Annotated in this window: 22 protein-coding genes and 3 other annotated features; of the genes, 2 read left to right on the plus strand and 20 right to left on the minus strand. The window is 27.0% G+C overall.

Annotated features, from left to right (window positions below):
• Positions 1 to 195: 195 nt before the first annotated feature.
• Genes ACTHUW_RS09550 through ACTHUW_RS09570 form a run of 5 tightly spaced genes read right to left on the minus strand, consistent with a single transcriptional unit; the run spans position 196 to position 5297 of the window.
• Entirely contained in the window at positions 196 to 1089 is an 894-nt protein-coding gene (locus ACTHUW_RS09550) for a bifunctional enoyl-CoA hydratase/phosphate acetyltransferase (RefSeq protein ID WP_442197939.1), read from the minus strand.
• 10 nt (positions 1090 to 1099) lie between these two features.
• Entirely contained in the window at positions 1100 to 2197 is a 1098-nt protein-coding gene (locus ACTHUW_RS09555) for a tetratricopeptide repeat protein (RefSeq protein ID WP_442197940.1), read from the minus strand.
• 14 nt (positions 2198 to 2211) lie between these two features.
• Complete coding sequence (locus ACTHUW_RS09560) at positions 2212 to 2973, minus strand: hypothetical protein (RefSeq protein ID WP_442197941.1); 762 nt, start codon at positions 2971 to 2973, stop codon at positions 2212 to 2214.
• Positions 2974 to 4746 (minus strand): B12-binding domain-containing radical SAM protein, encoded by a 1773-nt coding sequence (locus tag ACTHUW_RS09565; RefSeq protein WP_442197942.1) that lies wholly within the window; start codon positions 4744 to 4746, stop codon positions 2974 to 2976. It lies immediately after the preceding gene.
• 50 nt (positions 4747 to 4796) lie between these two features.
• Positions 4797 to 5297, minus strand: coding sequence for an amidase domain-containing protein (locus ACTHUW_RS09570; RefSeq protein WP_442197943.1), 501 nt, complete (start codon positions 5295 to 5297; stop codon positions 4797 to 4799).
• Positions 5298 to 5445: 148 nt separating this feature from the next.
• Here ACTHUW_RS09570 and ACTHUW_RS09575 point away from each other — a divergent pair, with 148 nt between their 5' ends.
• A complete protein-coding gene (locus tag ACTHUW_RS09575; RefSeq protein WP_442197944.1) occupies positions 5446 to 5640 on the plus strand; it encodes a hypothetical protein in 195 nt (64 codons plus the stop codon).
• A 26-nt stretch (positions 5641 to 5666) separates the two neighbouring features.
• Here ACTHUW_RS09575 and ACTHUW_RS09580 read toward each other — a convergent pair whose 3' ends face one another.
• The 15 genes from ACTHUW_RS09580 to infC all read right to left on the minus strand — a co-directional run bounded on the left by ACTHUW_RS09580 (position 5667) and on the right by infC (position 21367).
• Complete coding sequence (locus tag ACTHUW_RS09580) at positions 5667 to 6647, minus strand: hypothetical protein (RefSeq protein ID WP_442210874.1); 981 nt, start codon at positions 6645 to 6647, stop codon at positions 5667 to 5669.
• Positions 6648 to 6735: 88 nt separating this feature from the next.
• On the minus strand, positions 6736 to 8433 hold the full coding sequence (argS, locus tag ACTHUW_RS09585; RefSeq protein ID WP_442197958.1) for an arginine--tRNA ligase: 1698 nt from the start codon (positions 8431 to 8433) through the stop codon (positions 6736 to 6738).
• Positions 8434 to 8495: 62 nt separating this feature from the next.
• Positions 8496 to 8704: a binding site (T-box leader), on the minus strand.
• 37 nt (positions 8705 to 8741) lie between these two features.
• Positions 8742 to 9680: a P1 family peptidase gene (locus ACTHUW_RS09590; RefSeq protein WP_442197946.1), complete on the minus strand. Its 939-nt coding sequence runs from the start codon at positions 9678 to 9680 to the stop codon at positions 8742 to 8744.
• 10 nt (positions 9681 to 9690) lie between these two features.
• Positions 9691 to 12069, minus strand: a complete 2379-nt coding sequence (locus ACTHUW_RS09595) for an endonuclease MutS2 (protein ID WP_442210876.1) — start codon at positions 12067 to 12069, stop codon at positions 9691 to 9693.
• 45 nt (positions 12070 to 12114) lie between these two features.
• A complete protein-coding gene (locus tag ACTHUW_RS09600; protein WP_442199358.1) occupies positions 12115 to 12738 on the minus strand; it encodes a DUF421 domain-containing protein in 624 nt (207 codons plus the stop codon).
• Between the two features lie 60 nt (positions 12739 to 12798).
• The gene (locus ACTHUW_RS09605; RefSeq protein ID WP_442197948.1) at positions 12799 to 13338 is read right to left on the minus strand and encodes a cell division protein ZapA; all 540 of its coding nucleotides are present in this window, start codon (positions 13336 to 13338) and stop codon (positions 12799 to 12801) included.
• Between the two features lie 94 nt (positions 13339 to 13432).
• Positions 13433 to 15832: a phenylalanine--tRNA ligase subunit beta gene (gene pheT, locus ACTHUW_RS09610; RefSeq protein WP_442199356.1), complete on the minus strand. Its 2400-nt coding sequence runs from the start codon at positions 15830 to 15832 to the stop codon at positions 13433 to 13435.
• 17 nt (positions 15833 to 15849) lie between these two features.
• Positions 15850 to 16872, minus strand: a complete 1023-nt coding sequence (gene pheS / locus ACTHUW_RS09615; protein ID WP_442197950.1) for a phenylalanine--tRNA ligase subunit alpha — start codon at positions 16870 to 16872, stop codon at positions 15850 to 15852.
• 39 nt (positions 16873 to 16911) lie between these two features.
• Positions 16912 to 17126: a binding site (T-box leader), on the minus strand.
• On the minus strand, positions 17127 to 17219 hold the full coding sequence (locus ACTHUW_RS09620) for a YqzL family protein (RefSeq protein ID WP_442197951.1): 93 nt from the start codon (positions 17217 to 17219) through the stop codon (positions 17127 to 17129).
• Positions 17220 to 17308: 89 nt separating this feature from the next.
• Positions 17309 to 18103 carry a TrmH family RNA methyltransferase gene (locus ACTHUW_RS09625; protein ID WP_442197952.1) on the minus strand — a complete coding sequence of 265 codons (795 nt, stop codon included), beginning with the start codon at positions 18101 to 18103 and terminating at the stop codon, positions 17309 to 17311.
• A gap of 7 nt (positions 18104 to 18110) precedes the next feature.
• On the minus strand, positions 18111 to 18755 hold the full coding sequence (locus ACTHUW_RS09630) for a potassium channel family protein (protein WP_442197953.1): 645 nt from the start codon (positions 18753 to 18755) through the stop codon (positions 18111 to 18113).
• Between the two features lie 11 nt (positions 18756 to 18766).
• Entirely contained in the window at positions 18767 to 20134 is a 1368-nt protein-coding gene (locus ACTHUW_RS09635) for a TrkH family potassium uptake protein (protein ID WP_442197954.1), read from the minus strand.
• Positions 20135 to 20258: 124 nt separating this feature from the next.
• Positions 20259 to 20612, minus strand: coding sequence for a 50S ribosomal protein L20 (gene rplT, locus ACTHUW_RS09640; protein WP_442197955.1), 354 nt, complete (start codon positions 20610 to 20612; stop codon positions 20259 to 20261).
• Positions 20613 to 20641: 29 nt separating this feature from the next.
• A complete protein-coding gene (gene rpmI / locus ACTHUW_RS09645; protein ID WP_442199355.1) occupies positions 20642 to 20839 on the minus strand; it encodes a 50S ribosomal protein L35 in 198 nt (65 codons plus the stop codon).
• A gap of 18 nt (positions 20840 to 20857) precedes the next feature.
• Positions 20858 to 21367 carry a translation initiation factor IF-3 gene (gene infC, locus ACTHUW_RS09650; protein ID WP_442197960.1) on the minus strand — a complete coding sequence of 170 codons (510 nt, stop codon included), beginning with the start codon at positions 21365 to 21367 and terminating at the stop codon, positions 20858 to 20860.
• A gap of 26 nt (positions 21368 to 21393) precedes the next feature.
• Positions 21394 to 21534: a sequence feature (ribosomal protein L20 leader region), on the minus strand.
• Positions 21535 to 21696: 162 nt separating this feature from the next.
• Between infC and ACTHUW_RS09655 the strand changes: the two genes are divergently transcribed.
• A complete protein-coding gene (locus ACTHUW_RS09655) occupies positions 21697 to 22269 on the plus strand; it encodes an AAA family ATPase (RefSeq protein WP_442199354.1) in 573 nt (190 codons plus the stop codon).
• The last annotated feature ends 41 nt before the right edge of the window (positions 22270 to 22310 follow it).

Here is a 22310-nt window from a genome sequence, read left to right on the forward strand (position 1 = left end):
GGCGACTCTTAATACTATATCAGTTTTTTTGAAGCTTGTCAACTCTTTTTTAAAAATTTTTTTTAAAGATTCTTTGCTTGCGCTTAAGATTAATAATATAAAGTTTTGAATGTCATATGCTTCCCTGACGACTTTTATTACTATATCAAAGATTATTGAATATGTCAATGTTTTTTAGAAAATATATTAATTATTTTATGATATAACACTTCCTAATGCAATTGAATTTAACTTTGTTTGATAGTCATCTGACCTTGATACTAATATAATAGGAACCTTAGCCCCCATTACTACTCCTGCTGATTTTGCTTTAGCTAAATATGTTAAACTTTTACCTATGCCATTTCCCATTTCTATATTAGGTACCAGCAAAATATCTACTTCCCCTGCAATATCACTTTTAAATCCTTTTATTTCTGCAGCATTTTTGGATATAGCTAAATCCAATGCTAAGGGACCTTCAACAATAACATTAGATTTAGCTTCATTTTTCCACAATTCTTCTATTTTTTTTGCATCAACTGTAGATTTTATTTTAAGATTCACTTTTTCTTTTGCAGAAAGACAAGCTACATTAATTTTTTCATATCCTAATTTTTCTAAAACATTTACAGAATTCTTTATTATAGTTAATCTTTCCTCTATAGTAGGATTTATATTCATACCCCCATCTGTAAGTATAAGTAATTTGTGATAGTTTGGTATTTCATATATCATCACATGACTTAGTAATCCCTCTTTTCTTAAGCCATATTCCTTATTTAAAACCTCTTTTAATAGTATGGACGTATCAATTAATCCTTTCATTATAAAATCAGCTTCTCCTGTTTTTATAAGTTTTATAGCTTTTACTGCTGACTCTTTATTGTTTTCTGCCTTTATTTTTTTATATTTTCCTATGTCAAGATTCAATTTTATAGCTATTTCTTCTGTTTTTTTTATATCCCCAATTAATATAGGTTCTATAATTTTTAGTTGTGCTGCTTCAACTATAGCTTTTAGTAATTCTTCATCTTCAGATGATGCAATAGCAAGTTTTTTTATTTTTTGTTTTTGACTTATTTTTATTAAATCTTTAATTGTATTCATGTATATCTCCTTATTTAAGAGTTTTATCTATTTCAAATTTACAAGCTTTGGTTATTTCATCTTCTGGATTTAATTCAAATGCTCTTTCTATATCTTTTTCTGCCTTTTCTACATTGTTCATTTGCAAGTAAGTCATGCCCCTATTACATAATATTTCTGATTCTTTAGGTTTAATCAAAAGTGCTTTATCAAAACTTGAAATAGCCTTTTCATTTTTACCTAAATTTGCATATGATAATCCAAGTTCATTTAATGTATCCACTTGCTTAGGTTCAAATATCAATACTTTTTCAAAATAATTTACTGCCTCACTATAGTTTCCAAGTTGTCTATAAGCAAGACCTATAAAAAACAATAAATTCCACCAATCTCCTTGATTTTCTGCTAGAGGAAGTAATTTTTCTAAGCCTTCATTTGCTTTACCTGTTAATACTAAATTGTATCCTTCTTCATAACTAACATCATCTTCTATTACTTTTAATTGTAAATTTATTTCATCTATCAATTCATCAATAGAGGTCATATTAATGAATTTTCTCCAGATTATTTCTGCTTTTTTAAATTGTTTAATATTTCTATAATGAAAGCCTAATTTATAATATGCTAAGCTAAAGCTTGCATCAATGTCTAATATAGTTTCAAACATAAAGGTAGATTTATTGAAAAATATATCACCTTCTTTGATTTCATTTTTATTATAAAAATTTATAGCCTTAGTTTCTAGTGCCAAAGCATAACTATATATACCTTTAACATTTTTATTATCTATGTTTATTAAACTTCTCAAATAAACAAGAGCATCATCGATATCATCAGCATCATTTAACTTTTTAATACCTTCTGATAATATATAACCTTCAATATTATTATCATATGAATATAAAAATTCTAAATATTCATCTTTATATTTAAACTTTGGATCTATCCCTAATAAATAAATCATTCCATCTACAAAGTTCTTTATTTTAAGCTCATCTACTTCTTCATTTGTCTGTATTTCTGATACTAAATCCTTAGCTATTAAAGGATATGGTATATCTTTATCTTTTAATTCAACAAAATAAATATCATTTGTCTTTTGTTTGAAATATTCTTCTACTCGTTTCATGCATACACTCCTCTTTATTTATATAAATCCCTCATATATATTCTTTTTCTTCTTGTACTTTTACTAAGTTCTTCAAATAATACCCCTCTATATAACATCATAAATGAAAAGATAACTTGACCTATTATAAAAGTTATAAGTCCTGCTAGTGAAAGATCTAACCCTAAACTAAAATTAATAGAAAATAAATCTAAAAATAATCTACCAGATAAGATATATAAAAGAACAATAAATATGGTGTTAGGTATAAACCATTCCAACCAATTTTCTTTTATAAATTCAAAAGCATAAGTAACAGTTTCCCAGGGATCATAGAATTTTTGATAAAGTGATTCAGGTAGTGCATTTAAAAGTAGAAATATGAGAATAGGTATTAGCATTGTAATAAAACTTCCAAGACTTCCAAGTATAGGTGAAAGAATCATACTATATAATACACTAGCTAACCAACCTATTAAAAGTACACTATATACCTTGCGAAGTAATGCTGTAAACCCTCTTTTAAAATCTTCTAAATCAAATTTGCCTACCCTTATTATATTTTGTAATAAATATAAATAATTTGATAACATAGATGCTGTTGCAAGTGCTAAAATTATACCACTCAATATTCTAAGAACACCCATAAATAAAGTGCTAATTACAAGGCTTAATACTATGTTTATTGCTATATATATAAATCCTGTAAGTATTAAACCCCAATTTTTCATTAATAATTCTGTACTCTTCTTAAAGGCATCCTTATTTAAATACCACAAATCTTTTAAAACAACCAACTATTTCACCTCTTTTAAAAATTCTTTAGTAATATCAGATACTTTGGATTTTGTAAAAACTTTACCTTTGCCCATATGTTCAAATATATAATATTTCTTTTCAAGTTTTATATCATTTTTATTAAAATCATTTGTTAATTTCAAAACATCAAATTTAAAACTTACTATAGAAATATCCCTTATCATTTTTTTTACAGGCATATTAATATATTGAGGTAAATATTTCCTTATATTTTTATCTTCCTTTAAAAAATCATGGCGTACACGTTTTATCATATCTTCATCATCTAACTTGATATAGTCAGGTAACTGTTTGTTATTATTAAATATATAATCGTATTTTAAAATCTCCATAAAAATTTGATTATCTTCTCCTATATTCTCTAAAAAATATTTATATAATATTTCATATAATTTCTTTAGACTATGAGATATTAGATGATACTCATTCTTTTCCCAATAACTTGCTAAATCTTCATAAAAATCAAATGGTGTAGCAAAATAATTTTTAATTATAAATTTTAATGTATTTCTAAAGTTTAGCTCATTACCATACTTTTCTACTAAATCTTCAATAACTTTAAGTTTTAATATATCTTTATATGATATAAATTTATTCTCCATAATTTCATAGGGAGGAGAATCTAAATATTTAAATTCATATTGTTCTTCCTTTGCTCTTAATTCAGATCCTTTTAATAATTTTAAAAAACCTAATTGTAATTTTTCTGCTTGTAAATTATATACATCATTAAAGGATTTTTTAAAGCTATTATAATCTTCATAAGGAAGTCCTACTATTAAATCAAGATGTTGATGAATATTTTTATAGTTATTTATTTTACCTACTACATATGATAATTTATTAAAATCTGTTGTTCTACCTATAGCTTCTATCGTCTTTTCATTTGTTGTTTGTACACCTATTTCAAATTGAAACATGCCTTCAGGTATATCTTTTAAAAAGCTTAGCATTTCTTCATCTAATAAATGTGCAGTAACTTCAAAATGAAAATTAATATTCTCTGGATTATTATCTATTATATAATTCATTATTTCCATTGAATACTCTTTATCTGTATTAAATGTTCTATCAACAAATTTAACTTGTTTAACTTTAGAATCTATAAGAAATTTCAGATCCTTTTTAACCCTATCTATTGAAAAAAATCTCACCCCATCAATAGTTGATGATAAGCAGAACTTGCAATTAAAAGGACATCCTCTTGAAGTTTCATAATATATTATTTTATTTTTAAATGAATCCATATTTTTAAAGGGAGAAGCTACCTTATCTAAATTCTCCATTAACATACGAGGTGAATTTATCTTTATCTCTTTATCATCCCTATATGATAGTCCAAGTATATTATTATATTTTTCATTATTTAAATATTCAATTATAAATTCTCTAAATGTTTCTTCTCCCTCTCCATAAATTATAAAATCTATAAAGGAATTGTCTTTCATTAAATTTTCTATATCAAAAGAAACTTCAGGTCCTCCTAGTATAATTTTTAAGTCAGGTTTAACTATTTTTAATTTCTTGCATATAGTAAGAGTTTCTTCTATTCCCCATATATATGTAGAAAATGCCAATACATCTATATCCTTTTTATAAATTTCTGATACTATAAAATCTACATTTTGATTTATCGTATATTCTTCAATTTCTATATTGATATTTAAATCACTTATATATTCTTTTAAATATCTTATAGAAAGAGAAGAATGTATGAATTTTGAATTAAGTGTTGTAATTAATAATTTCATTTTTTCACCTCTAGTTTATTATAATACTTTTTAACTTTAGCAGCAAATAACTATTTTTTATATCCCAATATATGAAAAAATTGTAGTTCTTGAATATAGTAATTTGCAAGTGAATAATTATATCTATCATAAGTATGGGCTGCAATGTATATATTTTCTATACTCCTTGGGCTTTTAATATCTACAATGACTAGGGAATGTTCAAATATAGAATCCGAATCAAAATTAAGTTGTACTATATCTCCTATTTCAACACTATCTATATTACTTACTTCTGCTATAGGTCCTCTTTCTTTATTGTTTGTTAAAAATTTTCTTAAATAATTTGCTGATGTCCATGCTGGGGCTCTATCATTGACATTATTATAGTACCATCCTTCCCACTTTTTATAATTCATGGGACATTCACCTGCATGTAAAACCTGAGAGATGAAATTAGTGCAATCGCCTCCCAATTCTTCAAAATTATAATATTTAGAATTTCTATCAAAAGCCCATTTTTTTGCATATTCTATTGCTTTTTGTCTGTTATATTTATATAATTTACTCATAGCTATCCCTCCTATTAAACTTTACTCTAAAAATATAGAATTATACCAAAAATTAAATAAATATTATCTATATTCCTTGTAAAAAAAGAAGGAATAATATACACTTTTGTAGAAAGATATAATATAGACTTATGAAAGGAGAAAGATTATGCAAGAATTTGAAAAAATATCTATAGCAGAAATACCTAAAAAAGACATGTTACTTATTTTAAAAGCCCTTGAATATACAGGAGAACATACAAATTCAGATGAATATTTATCTTTGAAAAATAGTATTATTAGTGAACTTAGTGAACTTGCAGATAGTTCTGAAGATGAATTTATAGATTATTTACAAAAATAAATATCACAACCCTAGGGTTGTGATATTTATTTTTGTAATTTATATAATCCTGATTTAGTAATTACTTCTATTACTTCTCTATCATTATCCATATATCTTTTTATTAATTTACTTTTATTAAGCAGGGGATGATTTATTATATCTCCTATTTTAAAATTAAATATATTAGGAAGTGTTGTTATTTCAACTTTCAAGTCTTCAAGGTTTATTCTTCCCTTCCTAAGTTTTATCAGATAATCAGATATTTTCTCTATAAATTCACTGTTCTTATATTCTAAACTTAGTAATTTTTCATTGTTTATACTAGAAATTCCAGATAAAAATAATTCATCTATACTTATATCTTTATTTCCATCTAATATAGTAAGCGATTTTATCAATATGTTTTTATTTGAAAATTCTTTCTCATTTAATAAGTTTATAAAGTGAATTTTTACTTTTTCAAAATCTATGGTAAAATTCCCACTATATTTTTCTATAGGTTTTTTATAATAAACACTATATTCTCTCAAAAACTCCTTCTGAGAAAAGTTTATTACTTCTTCCTTTAAACTTGATATTATATCTCCCAAATTTATTTCTTTTTTTATTACTATATCTAATAGTTTTCCTAATAATATCTGTTCCATTAAAACATATATATTACCCGTTAAAACTAATATTGATTTAATTATTTCCGCTCTTATATTTTCAAATTCCTCATTAGATAAAACTATTGGTATCAATATAGAATTAAAACTGCTTGATTTTAAAGTCCAATAATCAGCTATATCTAAATCTATAATTTCTAATGGGTTTAAAGTATAATAATCCTTTAAAAATTCTATTTCTTTTTTAAGCCGTTCAAGGTTTATAATGACACTATCACTTTCCTTTAGAGGAGTTAAAGATTTTATAGTGCTAATCATTAACTGTACCTTATATGATCTATAATCATTGTCTTCTTCATTTATTCTGTCAATTGCCCCGGCAGAATAAAGTATATTTTTTATATTTTCTTCAATCATAATTACCTCCTAAAACATCAATAGGTATATTATAACAAAAATTTATAGAGATACCTAGGTATCTCTATAAATTAATAGTATTTTGATATTACATCTTTTCAGGTGCCTCTACCCCTATAAGATAAAGACCAGTTTTTATAACATTTCTTGTAGATTTTACTAATAATAATCTAGCCTTTTTAAGTTCTTCATCATCTATTAATATAGGACATTCATGATAGAACTTATTAAATGCTTGAGCAATATCAACAATATGACGTGTAATAATTGCTGGCTCATATTTATCCATAGCATCTATTACTATTTGTTTGAAATCATGTAATAATCTAACTAAATTTACCGCTTCTTCATTTAAGAGTAAGGAATAATCTATATCAGCACTTACATCTATTTTTGCTTTATTTAATATACTACTTGCCCTAGCATGAGTATATTGAACATATGGACCAGTTTCTCCTTCAAATGACAATGTTTTTTCCCATGAAAAAGTATAATCTTTTATCCTGCTATTAGATAGCTCTTGAAATACTATAGCGCCTATTCCTATTTGTTTTGCAACTTCTTCTTTATTTTCTAAATTAGGATTTTTTTGCTCTATTATTTCTTTTGTTTTATCAACTGCCTTTTTTAAAACATCCTCTAAAAATACTACTCTACCTTTACGAGTACTCATTGTTCCATCTTCAAGTGATACCATGCCAAAGGGAACATGTACGCAATCTTTTGCCCATTTAAATCCCATTAATTCAACCATCTTCATCCATTGTTTAAAATGTAGTAATTGTTGTGAACCAACTACATATATATTTCTATAAAAATCATAGGTTTCTTTTCTATATAAAGCAGCTGCAACATCACGTGTTATATAAAGTGTAGATCCATCTCTTTTTTGTACAAGAGCAGGAGGCATACCATATTTTTCTAAATCTACTATTCTTGCACCTTGAGAATCTTCCAAAATCCCTTTTTCATTCATTATATCTATTACTCTAGGCATTTTATCAGAGTAAAAACTTTCCCCTGTAAAAGAATCATATTTTATATTTAACATATCATATACTCTGTTAAATTCCTTCAAACTTACATCTCTCATCCATTGCCACAATTCTTTAGCTTCACTATTATTTCCTTCTAATTTAAAGAACCACTCACGTGCTTTATCATCAAGTTCAGGATTTTTTTCTACTTCTTCATGAAACTTTATATATAGCTTTAAAAGTTCTGGTATTGGATTTTTTTCTATTACTTCTCTATCTCCCCAAGCTTTATATGCTACAATTAATTTACCAAATTGTGTTCCATAATCTCCTAAGTGATTTATAGCTATAGTATTAAACCCTAAAAAATCATATATTCTATAAATAGAATGCCCTATTACCGTACTTCTAATATGTCCTATGTGAAATGGTTTAGCTATATTAGGTGATGAAAATTCTACTATTACATTTCTATCTTCACCTATATTTGTAGCACCATATTTATCTTCTTTTTCAAATACTTCTTTTAATACAATTTCAGAAAATAACTCTTTGTTTATAAAAAAGTTTACATAAGCACCTTTATTTTCTATTTTTTCAAAATACTTATTATCACCAATCATTTTAACTATATCTTCTGCAATAACATTAGGAGACTTTCTAAATATTTTTGCCATCTTAAAACAAGGCATTGCATAATCTCCCATATCATAACTTGGTGGTGTTTCTACTAATTCTAATACTTCTTCTTTAGATATTTCTTCTACATTTTGATTTATAATTTCTGCTAATTTTTCTTTAAAATCTATCATAATATAACCTCCTAAATATTTTAAATTACTTTTATATACAACAAAAAACTCATCTCTATAAAAGAGACGAGTTTTACCCGTGTTACCACTCTAATTGACATAAAAATCCATGTCCACTCATACTATATTAACGGATTAACCGACTCATCTTACTTTTTTCAGATGGCTTCTCCAAGTCTCTATTCAAATATAAAAATGTATCAGTTTCCACCAATCCTGACTCTCTAAAACTATTTTTATATCCTACTATTCTCTTCATAGAATTTTCATATTAATTTCTATTAAATATATCATACTATTAGATACTATTCAAGTAAAATCTTATCAGTATTTTTGACACCATTTAAGATAGCTTTTTCCATAGTTCTAGCTGCAAGCATTCCAACAGCATTAATATCAGCCTTTATCTTACCCGTAGAGAGCGAAAATATAGTATCTCCATCAAAGGTAGAGTGGGATGGCCTTATAGCTCGTGCAAAACCATTATGTGCCATAGAAGCTATTTTATTCATCTGTGCTTTATCAAAAGTAGCATTTGTTATCACTGCCCCTATAGTAGTATTTTGTCCAAATAAGTTTTTTGCAAACTTATAATTCTTTATCATTTCATCTTCTGTATTTATAAACTCATTTTTCTTATTTATAAGCCCTGAAATTATCTTACCACTTTCATTATCAACTATATCTCCTAGAGCATTTACAGCTACTATAGATAATACTTTTAAATCATCTATCTGTATGCCATAAACTCCAATTCCACCTTTCATAGCACTTTTTAAGCCATATAACTTACCCACACTTGCTCCTATTCCCGCTCCGAATGAACCCTGCTTAAAATTATTTTCGTATGCATTTAAACATGCAGTGTAACCTAGTTTTTTATCTGGGCGTATTTTAGGATTTCCTAAATTCAAATCAAATAAAACAGCACCACAAACTATAGGTACTTTAGCTACTCCTGTATCAAAACCTATATTTTTCTCCTCCAGAAATTGCATAACTCCACTAGCACAATCAAGTCCATATGCACTGCCACCACTTAAAAATACAGAATGAATTTTTTCCATCATATTTTCTGGTTTAAGTAAATCTGTTTCACGGGTTCCAGGTGCTCCCCCTCTTACATCCACACCTGCTATGAAACCTTGTTCTGAAATTATTACAGTACATCCTGTAGGTCCATCTTCATATTCTGCATTTCCTATGAAAATATCTTCTATATCATTTATATTTATTTCTTTCATATATTTAACCTCACTTTAAATTAACAACTGTAACTCCAGTTCCACCTTCACCATATTTACCTATCCTGTATGAATCAATTAATTTGTGGTTTTTAAGTTGCTTTTTTATCCCTTCTCTTAATACTCCAGTACCCTTACCATGTATTATAGTAACTTGATTTAATCCAGACATATATACATCATCTAAATATTTATCTACATCAAGCATTGCTTCCTCTAAATTTTTACCCCTTAAATCAAGTTCTGTCTTAACCCTTTTTGACTTTGTTTTTATCATACCTCTTGTTCTTTCTTCTGTTTTTTCACTTACTTCATCTACTACTTTTTCAATATTATTTACATTGACATTTATTTTCATTATTCCAGCTTGTACAGTTAAATTTCCATCTTTATCTGGTTCTGTTACAACAGTTGCTATTTGGTTTAAACTTAAAAGTTTAATACTATCTCCAGGTTTTAGATTTTTGGGTGGTTTTTTATTGGTTTTTCCTAATATGTTTTCAGATAAACCATCACTTACTTTATCTAAATTACTTTTTAATTTATTTTTAGCATCTTGTATTTGTTTATTCTTTTCTTTTTCTATATCTGTAGATATATTTCTAAGTTCTTTAATTATATCATTAGCTTGTGATTTAGCATTTTCTAATATATCTCTTGCTTCAATTTTAGCATTTCTTAAAGCATCTTTTCTTATTCTATCAATTTTTTCTTGTTTTATTTCTAATTCATTTCTTAATTTTTCTATTTCTTTTTTTTCTCTTTCAGATCTTTCTTTATTTATTTCACTTGTATTTCTATCTTTTTCTATTTGTGATAATACATCTTCAAATTCTATATTTTCTTTAGATAATATCTCTTTAGACTTATTTATTATAATATCATTTAAACCAAGTCTTTTTGATATTTCAAAAGCATTAGATTTTCCAGGTATTCCTATGAGCAGTTTATAAGTGGGACTAAGTGTTTCTACATCAAATTCAACTGATGCATTTTCTATACCTTCAGTAGATATAGCATATAATTTAAGTTCACTATAGTGAGTTGTAGCTATAGTTTTTACATTTTTATCGTGAAGATAATCTAATATAGACATGGCAAGTGCTGCACCTTCTGTGGGGTCTGTACCTGCTCCAAGCTCATCAAATAGCACCAAACTATTTTCCTCTATATTTTCTATTATATTTACTATATTAGTCATATGAGATGAAAAGGTACTTAAGTTTTGTTCTATACTTTGTTCATCGCCTATGTCAGAAAAAACATTTTTAAAAACAGCTATTTTACTACCTATACTACAAGGTATATGAAGCCCCGCTTGTACCATAAGTGTGAGTAATCCTACTGTCTTTAATGTTACAGTTTTACCACCTGTATTCGGCCCTGTAATTATAAGAGAATGAAAATCTTCACCAAAATATATATCATTCGCTACTACTTCTTTATCTGGAATCAAGGGATGTCTTGCTTTTTTTAGAGAAATTTCTCCCTTATTATTTAATATAGGTTTGATCGCATTCATATCTAATGCAAGTTTACCTTTTGCAAAAATAAAATCAAGTTTAGCTAATATATTTTGATTTTCTATTAATTCTTCGCTAACCAAAGCTACTTCTTCACTTAATCTTTTTAATATCTTTTCAATTTCTTTTTGTTCATCAATTTTAAGTTCTTTTAATTCATTATTCAAATTAACAATAGCAATAGGCTCCACAAATAAAGTAGCTCCACTTGCAGATTGATCATGAACTAGTCCTTTGAAGGTAGATCTGTTTTCTCTTTTTACTGGTACCACATATCTATCATTTCTTATAGTAATGATGCTATCTTGTAAGATGGACTGATTTTTCGAGGAATTTATTATTGAATTCAGTTTATTTCTTATACTAGAATTTTTCACTTCCATCTGCCTTCTAATATTTCTTAAAGTAGGACTTGCATTATCTGATATTTCTTCTTCGCTTATTATAGCATTTTCTATTTCCTCTTCTAAGTTTTTATTTAAAGCTAAGCTATAAATATAGCCTTCTATTATAGGATAACTTGAATCCCTATCTCCCTTATCACTATTTATAAAAGTTTTAAGCTTTCTAGATGCTCTTAAACTATCTCCTATTTTAAGTAAAATTCCAGGATAAAGTATTCCACCTTTATTTGCTCTTATAACATTATCTTTGATATCATTAATTCCTCCAAGTGGAGGGTTTCCTCTCTTTAATACCATATTTAAAGATTCTTTTGTTTCATCTTGAGCACTTTCTATTTTTATATAATCTTTCATAGGCATCAAATCATCTACTATTTTCTTGCCTAAATTGGATTCAGCTTTTGTTTTTAATCTTTCTTGAATCTTAAAATACTCTAATGTATTTAAAGATTTACCTTTTATAATATTCAATTTATTCTACACCTCTCTAGAAAATTACTATTTACATTAACCTTTATTTATTTTTCTAATTTCTATTATGAGATTATTTAAAGTTATATTTAATCTATCTATTTCTGATTTAATTTCATAAATTTTTTTATCAATATATTGTGGCCTAGAATCTTCTTTATATATTCCAATATCTTTTCTCTTTACTGGTTCTTCTGTTTTTTTTAATATTACACTAAACTTACCTGATGCTTCTATCATTGCTTTTTCTACATCTTTTTCATTATTTACACCAAATATCCTAAGTTCTTGTCTTAAATTATAAATATTAAATTTTTCTTTTTTCATATTACCTTTTAAAATTTTACCATCCTTTATAAGATATCTTGGTCTACCTTCAATCAATTTAGCAAACTTTCTATTTTTATAAGCAAATATAGCTAAAATAACTTCAAGTGCTGCTATTGTTATTAGTACCAATATTCCATCATGAAATGGGATCTTACGTTCAAGTGCTACTGCACTCATTATATGACCAATACCTGTCATTAAAACAAAATCAAAAGCTCCCAGTTCCCCAATAGATCTTTTACCCATCAACCTAACAGTAATTAATGCTAAAAAATACACACCAATTGCACGTGCCAAATAAATTGGATCTTCTACTAAATGTTTATGCATTATTATTCCTCCAGTTTAGATATTAATATATATTCTAAACTGAAGAATGAAAATTATTCTTTAATGTCCATATTCATTTTTTAATTCTTCTAATTCTTTTTTTAATCTTACAAGTTCTACTTGATTTTCAAATAATTTGTTTTGTAATCCATTTATCATTCTTTCACTTTCTTCTAATTCTTTTTCTTTTAAAAGAAGTGAATCTTTAAAATCTCTTGCTAAAGTAGAATTCTTTTCTTTTTCATTTTTCACATTATATAATTCTTCCTTTGATTCATCTCTTTCACTTTTTATTTTTTCATAATTTGATTTCATATCTTCATTTTCTTCTCTAAGTCTTTCTAATTCTTCAAATGGTTCTTTTATTTCTTCTTTTAAATCCTCTAAATCTAATTTAACTTTATAATATTCATCCGTTATTGTAAAAGCAGTAAGTATTGCAGCCATAGATTGACTAAATTTATTATTTTTATTTATTATTTCTTTCATTTTAGAATCAATATAACTTGCAATATGATGAACATATTCTTCTGATTCTTCTCCTATTACTGTATAATCTTGTCCATTTATCTTAACTATGACTTTTCTTTTTTCAGTCATAAAATCATCTCCTCTAATCAAATATACTTAATACCATTATATAATTAATCTGCTTAAATTTAAAGGGTATGGTTAAAAACCATACCCTTTAAATTTAATCTCTTAAACTTGCATTAAGATTATTAATCAATTTTTCAACTATTTTTTCATGAACTTGTGAAACTTCTTCATCTTTAAGAGTTCTATCCTTTGCTCTATAAATAATAGAATAAGCAACAGATTTTTTATTTTCAGGTATTTGATTACCCTTATAAATATCAAATAAATTTATGCTTTCAACTAGATCTCCTGAGTTTTGCTTTATTATATCTTGAATTTCTTTTACTAATATGTCTTCATCTACTACTAGTGCTATATCTCTAGTTATAGCAGGATATTTAGGTAGTTCTTTATATTTCTTATCTAGGTTAGTTATGGATGATAATATATCTAAATTAATTTCTGATACATAAGTTTTCTCTTTTAATCCATAATTATTTAATACATCAGGATGAATCTCTCCTATTACACCTAAATCAATATCCCCATATATAATATTTGCACATCTCCCTGGATGGAATGAATTATTGTTTTCTTCTACTATATACTCTACATCTTTTATGCCAAGTATAGAAAATAAATTATTTAACATTCCTTTTAAATAGAAAAAGTCAGTCTTACCATACATTCCAATAGTTAATGTTTTATTTTCAGTAGGTAAAATTATTTTATCTGAATCTTTTGGTATAAAAACATTTCCTATTTCATAAGTCCAAGCCTTTTTTACACTATATTTATAATTTCTAGATAAAACATCTAAAGTATTAGAAATTAGTGTAGTTCTCATCACACTATAATCATCACCTAAAGGATTCATTATCTCTACATTTTTTCTTTTTATACTGTTCTTTTCTAAAGATATCTTATCATAAGATTTTGGACTGATGAAAGAATATGTAGTTATTTCATTGAGTCCCATACCTGTTAGAGAGTTTTTTATAGTATCTTCTATTTTTCTTCTTTTTGATTTCACGCCTTTGGTTAAAACACCAATTAAGGGCTCTGACTTAATATTATGGAATCCATATATTCTTCCTACTTCTTCCACTAAATCCGTTTCTATATTTATATCACTTCTAAATGTAGGAATATTTACTTCTATATGATCTTCTTTTTTATATGACTTTAGTTCCAAACTATTTAAGACATCTATCATATATTCATCTGATAGCTCTACTCCTAGCATTTCATTTGCTTTTTTTGGTCTTAATTTTATAATGAATTCCTCTGTTTTATTAGAATATATGTCAAAGTTTCCATCTATTATATTTCCAGAATCAATCATTTCTATCAACTGACAAACTCGCTTGCATGCTTGATCAGAGATGTTTGGATCTAAATCTTTTTCATACTTTGCTGAAGCATCTGTTCTTAATCCTATTTTTTTTGCAGTAAGTCTAATATTTCTACCATTAAAATTAGCAGATTCTATTAATATATTTTTTGTATTCTCATCTACTTCAGTATTTTCTCCACCCATTACTCCAGCAATAGCTATAGGATTTTTATTATCTGCTATTACAAGCATATCTTCAGATAATTTTCTTTCTACACCATCTAAAGTAGTTATTTTTTCATTTTCCTTTGCATTTCTAATAATTATATCATTTCCATTTATTTTATCTAAGTCAAAAGCATGTATAGGTTGACCTAGTTCTAACATAACATAATTTGTTATATCTACAATGTTATTGATAGGTCTTATATTTGATTCTATTAATTTTCTTTTAATCCACATAGGTGAAGGTTTTATTTCTACATTTTCTATAACTTTTGCATAATATCTATTACATAAATCCTTGTTTTCAACCTCTATATTTTTTATTGTGTTTTTTATATCACCAGTTTCATTTTTAATAGCAATTTCAGGATAATTTAATTTTTTAGAAAAAGTAGCAGCTGTTTCACGTGCCATTCCTATAATACTTAAACAATCTGATCTATTAGGTGTTATTTCAAAATCAATAATTTCACCCCTAAGACCTAGAGCTTCTCTTATGTCTTGGCCTAGAGGATATTCTTCATTTAAAATATATATTCCATCCTTTAATTCTTTTGATATTAAATCTTCCCTTATGCCTAATTCACTAGCAGAACAAAGCATACCTCTTGAAACTTCCCCTCTTAATTTACTCTTTTTTATTTTCATACCATTTGGAAGTTCTGCTCCTACAATTGCTACTGGTACATAATCATTTACTTTAATATTTGTAGCCCCAGTAACTATTTGAAGAGTTTCATCTCCAATATCAATATTTGTTATAACTAATTTATCAGCATTAGGATGAGGGTTAATCTCTAATATTTTTCCAACTACTACCTTTTCTACACCCTTATCTATTTTTTCAATTGAATCGACATGAGAACCACTCATAGTAAGTTTATCTGCAAGTTCACGTGTATCAACATCATCTATATCTACATATTCTTTAAGCCATTTTATAGGTATTAACATTATTTTTCCTCCTTCAACTAAAATTGATTTAAAAATCTCATATCATTTTCAAATAATAATCTAATATTATCTATATTGTATTTAACCATTGCAATTCTATCTACACCTAATCCAAAGGCAAATCCACTATATTCATCTGGATTTATACCACAATTTCTAAGAACTTCTGGATGAACCATACCACATCCAAGTAATTCCATATCCCAACCAGTATCATTACATGATTTACAGCCCTTTCCCATACAGTTTAGACATGAAACATCTACTTCTGCACTTGGTTCTGTAAAAGGGAAATAATGTGGTCTAAATCTAGTTTTCATTCCTTCTCCAAATAATTCCTTTATAAACATATCTATTGTGTGTTTTAAATTAGCCATAGTTATATTCTTATCTATTACAAGACCTTCTAATTGATGAAACATTGGTGAATGAGTATCATCAACATCATCAAACCTAAATGTTCTCCCTGCAGATATTATCTTAAGTGGTGGTTTGTTTTCTTTCATTGTTCTTATCTGTACAGGTGAAGTATGCGTCCTAAGTAATATGTCATCTGTTATATAAAAAGTATCAGTCATGTCTCTTGATGGATGATTTTCAGGCGAATTTAATGCATCAAAGTTATTTTCTACAGTTTCAACTTCTGGTCCTTCTACTACACTAAATCCCATATTTAAAAATACATTTTCTAATTCTTCTATTGTCTGCATAAGGGGATGTCTGTGTCCTAAATTTATTTTTTCTCCTGGTAGTGTAATATCTATCTTTTCATTTTTAAGCTTTTCATTTTTCTTTTTATTTTCTAAATTAGATTTTATATTCTTTATATTATCTTCTAATTCACCTCTTAGCTCATTTACTATTTTACCTACTAGAGGTCTTTCTTCTTGCGATAAAGAGCCCATGCCCCTTAATATTTTAGTTAATTCACCTTTCTTTCCTAAATATTTAACCCTAAAATTATCTAAATCTGTCAAGTTATTTATTTCTTTTAATTCCTTAATAGCAATACTTCTTAAATCTTCAATTTTTTCTTTCATTATAATTACTCCTTTCTAATAAATAAAACCCTCATCTCAAAAAGAGACGAAGGTTATTCGCGGTACCACTCTTATAGCTATAAATTATTATAGCCACTCAATTTTTTTAACAGCAAAGCCGGCATAGATTTACTTTATTTCAATCTAGCAGTTCAGAAGTGAATTTCAATATTATCATACATAAGGATATTTACAGCCAAGATATCCTCTCTCTAAATGAATCAAATATTTACTCTCTTCATCATAACTTTTAATTATGAATTTATAGATAGGTTCTTATACATAAGATATGCATTTATGGATCCAGTAAGTTTAAATAATTGCCAAAACAATTGATCAGATGCCATCACTTACACCCCTTTAATGCTATTTAATTAAATTATAGCATTAAGTTAATTAAAAAACAAGGCGTATACAAGCTTATTATATAAATTTTCTAAATATTTCTTCTTTGTCTTAATACTTCATACATAATTATTGAAGAAGCCATGGCTACATTTAATGATTCAGATTTACCATCCATAGGGATGATGATATTCTCATCACTTAAATCACATATTTCTTCATCCAATCCATTTCCTTCATTTCCTATTACAATAGCTATATCCTCTTTTAAATTTATATCATAACAATATTTAGCATGATTTAATGTAGTTGCTAAAATTTTTACATTATTGTTTTTTAATCCTAATATAACTTCCTTAGTATCTTCTAATTGAACTATAGGCATATGAAATAATGAACCCATGGTAGATCTAAGTACCTTTTGGTTGTATATATCTACTGATCCCTTACTTACAATAATACCACTAGCACCTAGCGCATCTGCACTTCTTATAATTGTGCCCATATTACCAGGATCTTGTAATTTATCTAATATCACTATAAAAGTTCCATCTTTAATCATATCTTTTATTTCATGATTTTTCATGCTCAAAACAGCAATTATACCTTGAGTATTTTCAGTATCAGATATATCCTTAAATAAATTATGATCTATTTTATATGTTTCATATTCATTTCCAACATAGTTAAATAACTCTTTTCCATTTTTAACATCAAATAATTTATCAGAATATAAAATATATTTTATATCTTCATGGGATTTTATAGCATCTTCTATAATCCTAATTCCTTCAATGATAAAAAGTCCTTTTTTAAATCTATTTTTTTTATTATCCAAACTTTTTACTTCTTTTATAATCTTATTTGAACTACTTTTAATATCCATTTACATCCTACTTTTCTAATGTTTTTAAATCTTCATTATGTCCAATAACAATTAGAACATCTTCTTTATTTATCTTATCATCTGCATAAGGTGTAATATTTATTTCTTTTCCATGTCTTATAGCTATTACATTTATTCCATATTTACTAGGTAATTTCAGTTGCTGTAATGTCTTATTTACCCATTCATCTAATGCAGTAAATTCAACAATACTATAATCTGGAGCAAATTCAATATGATCTAATATATTAGAAGATACTAGACTTCTTGCCACACGACTTCCCATATCTCTTTCAGGAAAAACAACTTTGTCAGCTCCGGTTTTTTCTAGCACTTTAGCATGAAGGGCATTTTGTGCTTTAGCTATTACAAATTTTATTCCTAATTCTTTTGTTATTAAAGTTGCCATTATAGATGCTTGTAAATCTGATCCTATTGTAACTACTGCTACATCAAAATTTCTAAGTCCAAGGGATTTTAATGTATTTTCATCAATAGCATCAGCCTGGACTGCATAAGTTACTTTATCTGATATTTCTTGAACTTTTTCTTCATTCTTATCTATAGCAAGAACATCATATCCTAAATTATAAAGTGTTACAGCAACACTTGTACCAAAACTACCACAACCAATTACAACAAATTGTTTCATTTTAAAACCTCCTATCCTACAGTAATTCTTTCTTTTGGATACCTATAAAGTCCTTTTTTCTCTCTTCTTCTCTTAGCAAAAGCAAATGCCATTGTAAGTGGTCCAAGTCTCCCAATAAACATGGTTATAGCTATTATTATTCTTCCAATATCAGATAAATAAGGAGTAAGACCTCTTGAAAGACCTACAGTTCCAAATGCTGATACAGTTTCAAATGTAATATCTAAAAAGCTATATCGTTCTAAATTAGTTTCAGTTAAAGATAAAATCATGGTAACAACTATTACTATAAGAAGACCTATACCAAGTACTGCAAGAGCTCTAAATATTATTTCTATAGGAATTCTTCTTGCGAATATTTTAACATCACTATCACCTCTAACCACTGAGATTATAGCAAGTATTACAACGCCTATAGTTGTAGTTTTTATACCCCCTGCTGTTGAACCGGGAGATCCTCCTATAAACATAAGTATTATTATCATAAAAGCTGTAGCATTTGTTACTCCGGCCATACTTACACTATTAAAACCTGCTGTTCTTGGAAGTACAGATTGAAAAAATGAAGTCATAACCTTTGAACCAAATGATAAATTTCCTATTGTCTGAGGATTGTTATATTCTACAACTAGAAATATTAGAAAACCTACTAATAAAAGAGCAAAGGTCATAACTAAAACCACCTTTGTATGTAATGTTAATTTTCTAAACTTTCTAGTGTTTGATATATCCAAATAAACTGAATAACCTATACCACCGAGTATTACGAGTAGACTTATAGTTCCATTTATTATAGGACTTGTTACAAATGATTCTAAACTATTTCCTATTATATCAAATCCAGCATTACAATAAGCAGAAATTGCATGAAAGACTGAATACCATAATCCTTTTCCAATCCCATATTCAGGAATGAATTTAAAGGATAATAATATTGTTCCAATGCCCTCTATTACTAATGTAGATATTATTATATATCTTGTAAGTTTAACTACTCCAGATAAAGAAAATTGATTCAGTTCTTCTTGCATTATGAGTCTATCTTTTAATGTTATCTTTTTACCTATCACAAGAGGAACTAGAGTTGCCATAGTCATAAAGCCAAGTCCACCTATCTGTATCAAAAAAAGTATAAGTATTTTGCCAAATAATGACCAATGAACAGCTGTATTTACAACTACAAGCCCTGTAACACATACAGCTGAAGCTGAAGTAAAAAAAGCATCAATAAAGCCTATGCTCCTACCATCAGCTGAAGCCATGGGTAAATTAAGCAAAGTAGCTCCTATAAAAATCAGTGTAGCAAAACCTAAGACTAATACTTGAGCAGGATTAGATTTAAATTCATTAACTCTACTTTTAAGTTCTATTTCAATCATCCCCTAGCTAATTCTTTATTAATTATTTTTTATTATATCATTTAAACCTTAAGAGTAAAAGATATTAAATGTATTATATCCTAAAATAGCAAAAATAAAAGCCCCGCTAAACGGAACTTTTGTTTTATATATTTTCTTTTACTGTTTCTACTAATGATTTAAATCCTTCTGGATCATAAATTGCCATCTCTGAAAGCATTTTTCTGTTTATATCTACATTAGTTTTCTTTAAACCATTTATTAACTTACTATAAGATAAACCATTCATTCTTGCAGCAGCATTTATTCTTGTAATCCAAAGTTTTCTAAAGTCTCTTTTTCTTAATTTACGTCCTATATATGCTGATCTAAGAGCTCTCATTACTGCTTGATTAGCAGGTTTAAATAATTTGCTTTTAGTTCCATAATATCCTTTTGCAAGTTTCAATACTTTTTTATGTTTCTTTTTAGCGTTCATCGCCTTTTTAACTCTTGCCATCTGAAAAAACCTCCCTTAACTATCCTTATCTATTTGTATGGTAATAATTTTTCTATTCTTTTTTGATCACTGCTATCCATAATTTTTTCTTTTCTTAATTGTCTTTTTCTCTTTGAAGATTTTTTACCTAATATATGGCTTGTATAGTTACTCCATCTCTTTATCTTACCTGTTCCTGTTTTCTTAAATCTTTTAGCTGCTCCTCTATGAGTTTTCATTTTCGGCATACTATTTCCTCCTCTCGATTATGACTCTTTTGGAGATAAAAACATTACCATATTTCTACCTTCCATCTTAGCTCTTTTATCTATAACTCCTACTTCAGAAGTCAATTCAGCAAATTGTTTAAGTACTTCTCTTCCAACTTCTGTATGTCCAAGCTCTCTACCTCTAAATCTAACTGTAACTTTTACTTTATCACCATTTTCAAGAAACTTTACAGCTTTATCACTTTTAACATTCAAGTCATGATCTTCTATTCTTGGAGTTAATCTGATTTCTTTTGTGTTAATAGTTTTTTGATTTTTTCTAGCTTCTTTTTCTTTTTTAGCTTGTTCATATTTGTGTTTTCCATAATCCATTATTTTACAAACAGGTGGTTTAGCATTTGGAGCTATCTTTACAAGATCTAATTTCCTATCATCAGCTATCGCTTGAGCTTCTCTACCAGGAACTACTCCTAATTGGTCACCATTGGAATCAATAAGTCTTACTTCTCTATCTCTAATTTGCTCGTTAATTTGAAGTTCTTTAATATCAAGGCACCTCCTATATGATTTTAACGCAATAAAAAAAGCGAGTTTTTTAAACTCCGCCTTCTCAAAAATAGAAATAAACACATAGATATATTCTATGCTTTTCTTCTATTAACCCGATTAGCCTCAAGCTATAAGGTGAGAAGCGGAAACTTCTACTTTGTTTTCTATTACATTGTATATTAAAATATTTTGGATGTCAAGTTTAATTTTTAAATTATTATTTTTATACTTCTATATAATACCATTAATAATAATTAAAACTTTCTGATATTACATCCTTAATTGGTTAAACTATTATTACAAAATTATATAAAGGCGGAGATAAATTGAAAAATAAATTATTTAAAATTTGTTCAGTAACACTAATTATAATTTCTTTTCTTTTAATATTTGATGCATTTTCTAAGTCTATAAATATCTTTGATATTACAATTGGCCAAAGATTTATAATGTTGTTAATTATATCTACTATGCTTTTTTACAATAAAAAAGTAAGTGGTAATAGACAATTAGTGATGGCTTCTGTAAATTCAGATAAAAAATCAGATAATAGTTTTGCTAAAAATGATAAGCCAGATGTTTCATTTAATGATGTAGCAGGATTAGAGGAAGTTAAAGAAGAGATGCAAGAAATTATTGATTTTATCAATAATTCAGAAAAGTTTCATAAGATGGGTGCAAAAATTCCAAATGGTATATTATTTCATGGACCTCCAGGAACTGGAAAAACATTGCTTGCTAAGGCTGTAGCAGGAGAAACTAATTCAACCTTCCTTTACTGTAGTGGATCAGAGTTTGTAGAAAAATATGTAGGAGTAGGAGCAAAAAGAATAAGGTCACTTTTTGAAAAGGCAAAGAAAGATTCACCCACAATAATATTTATAGACCCTATGTGGTAGGATAGTTGTCGTAAACTAATAATAGTGTATAATTAAAATAT

Origin of the sequence: Senegalia sp. (in: firmicutes), from assembly GCF_052088025.1 — a bacterium.
Lineage (GTDB): Bacteria > Bacillota > Clostridia > Tissierellales > SIT17 > Anaeromonas.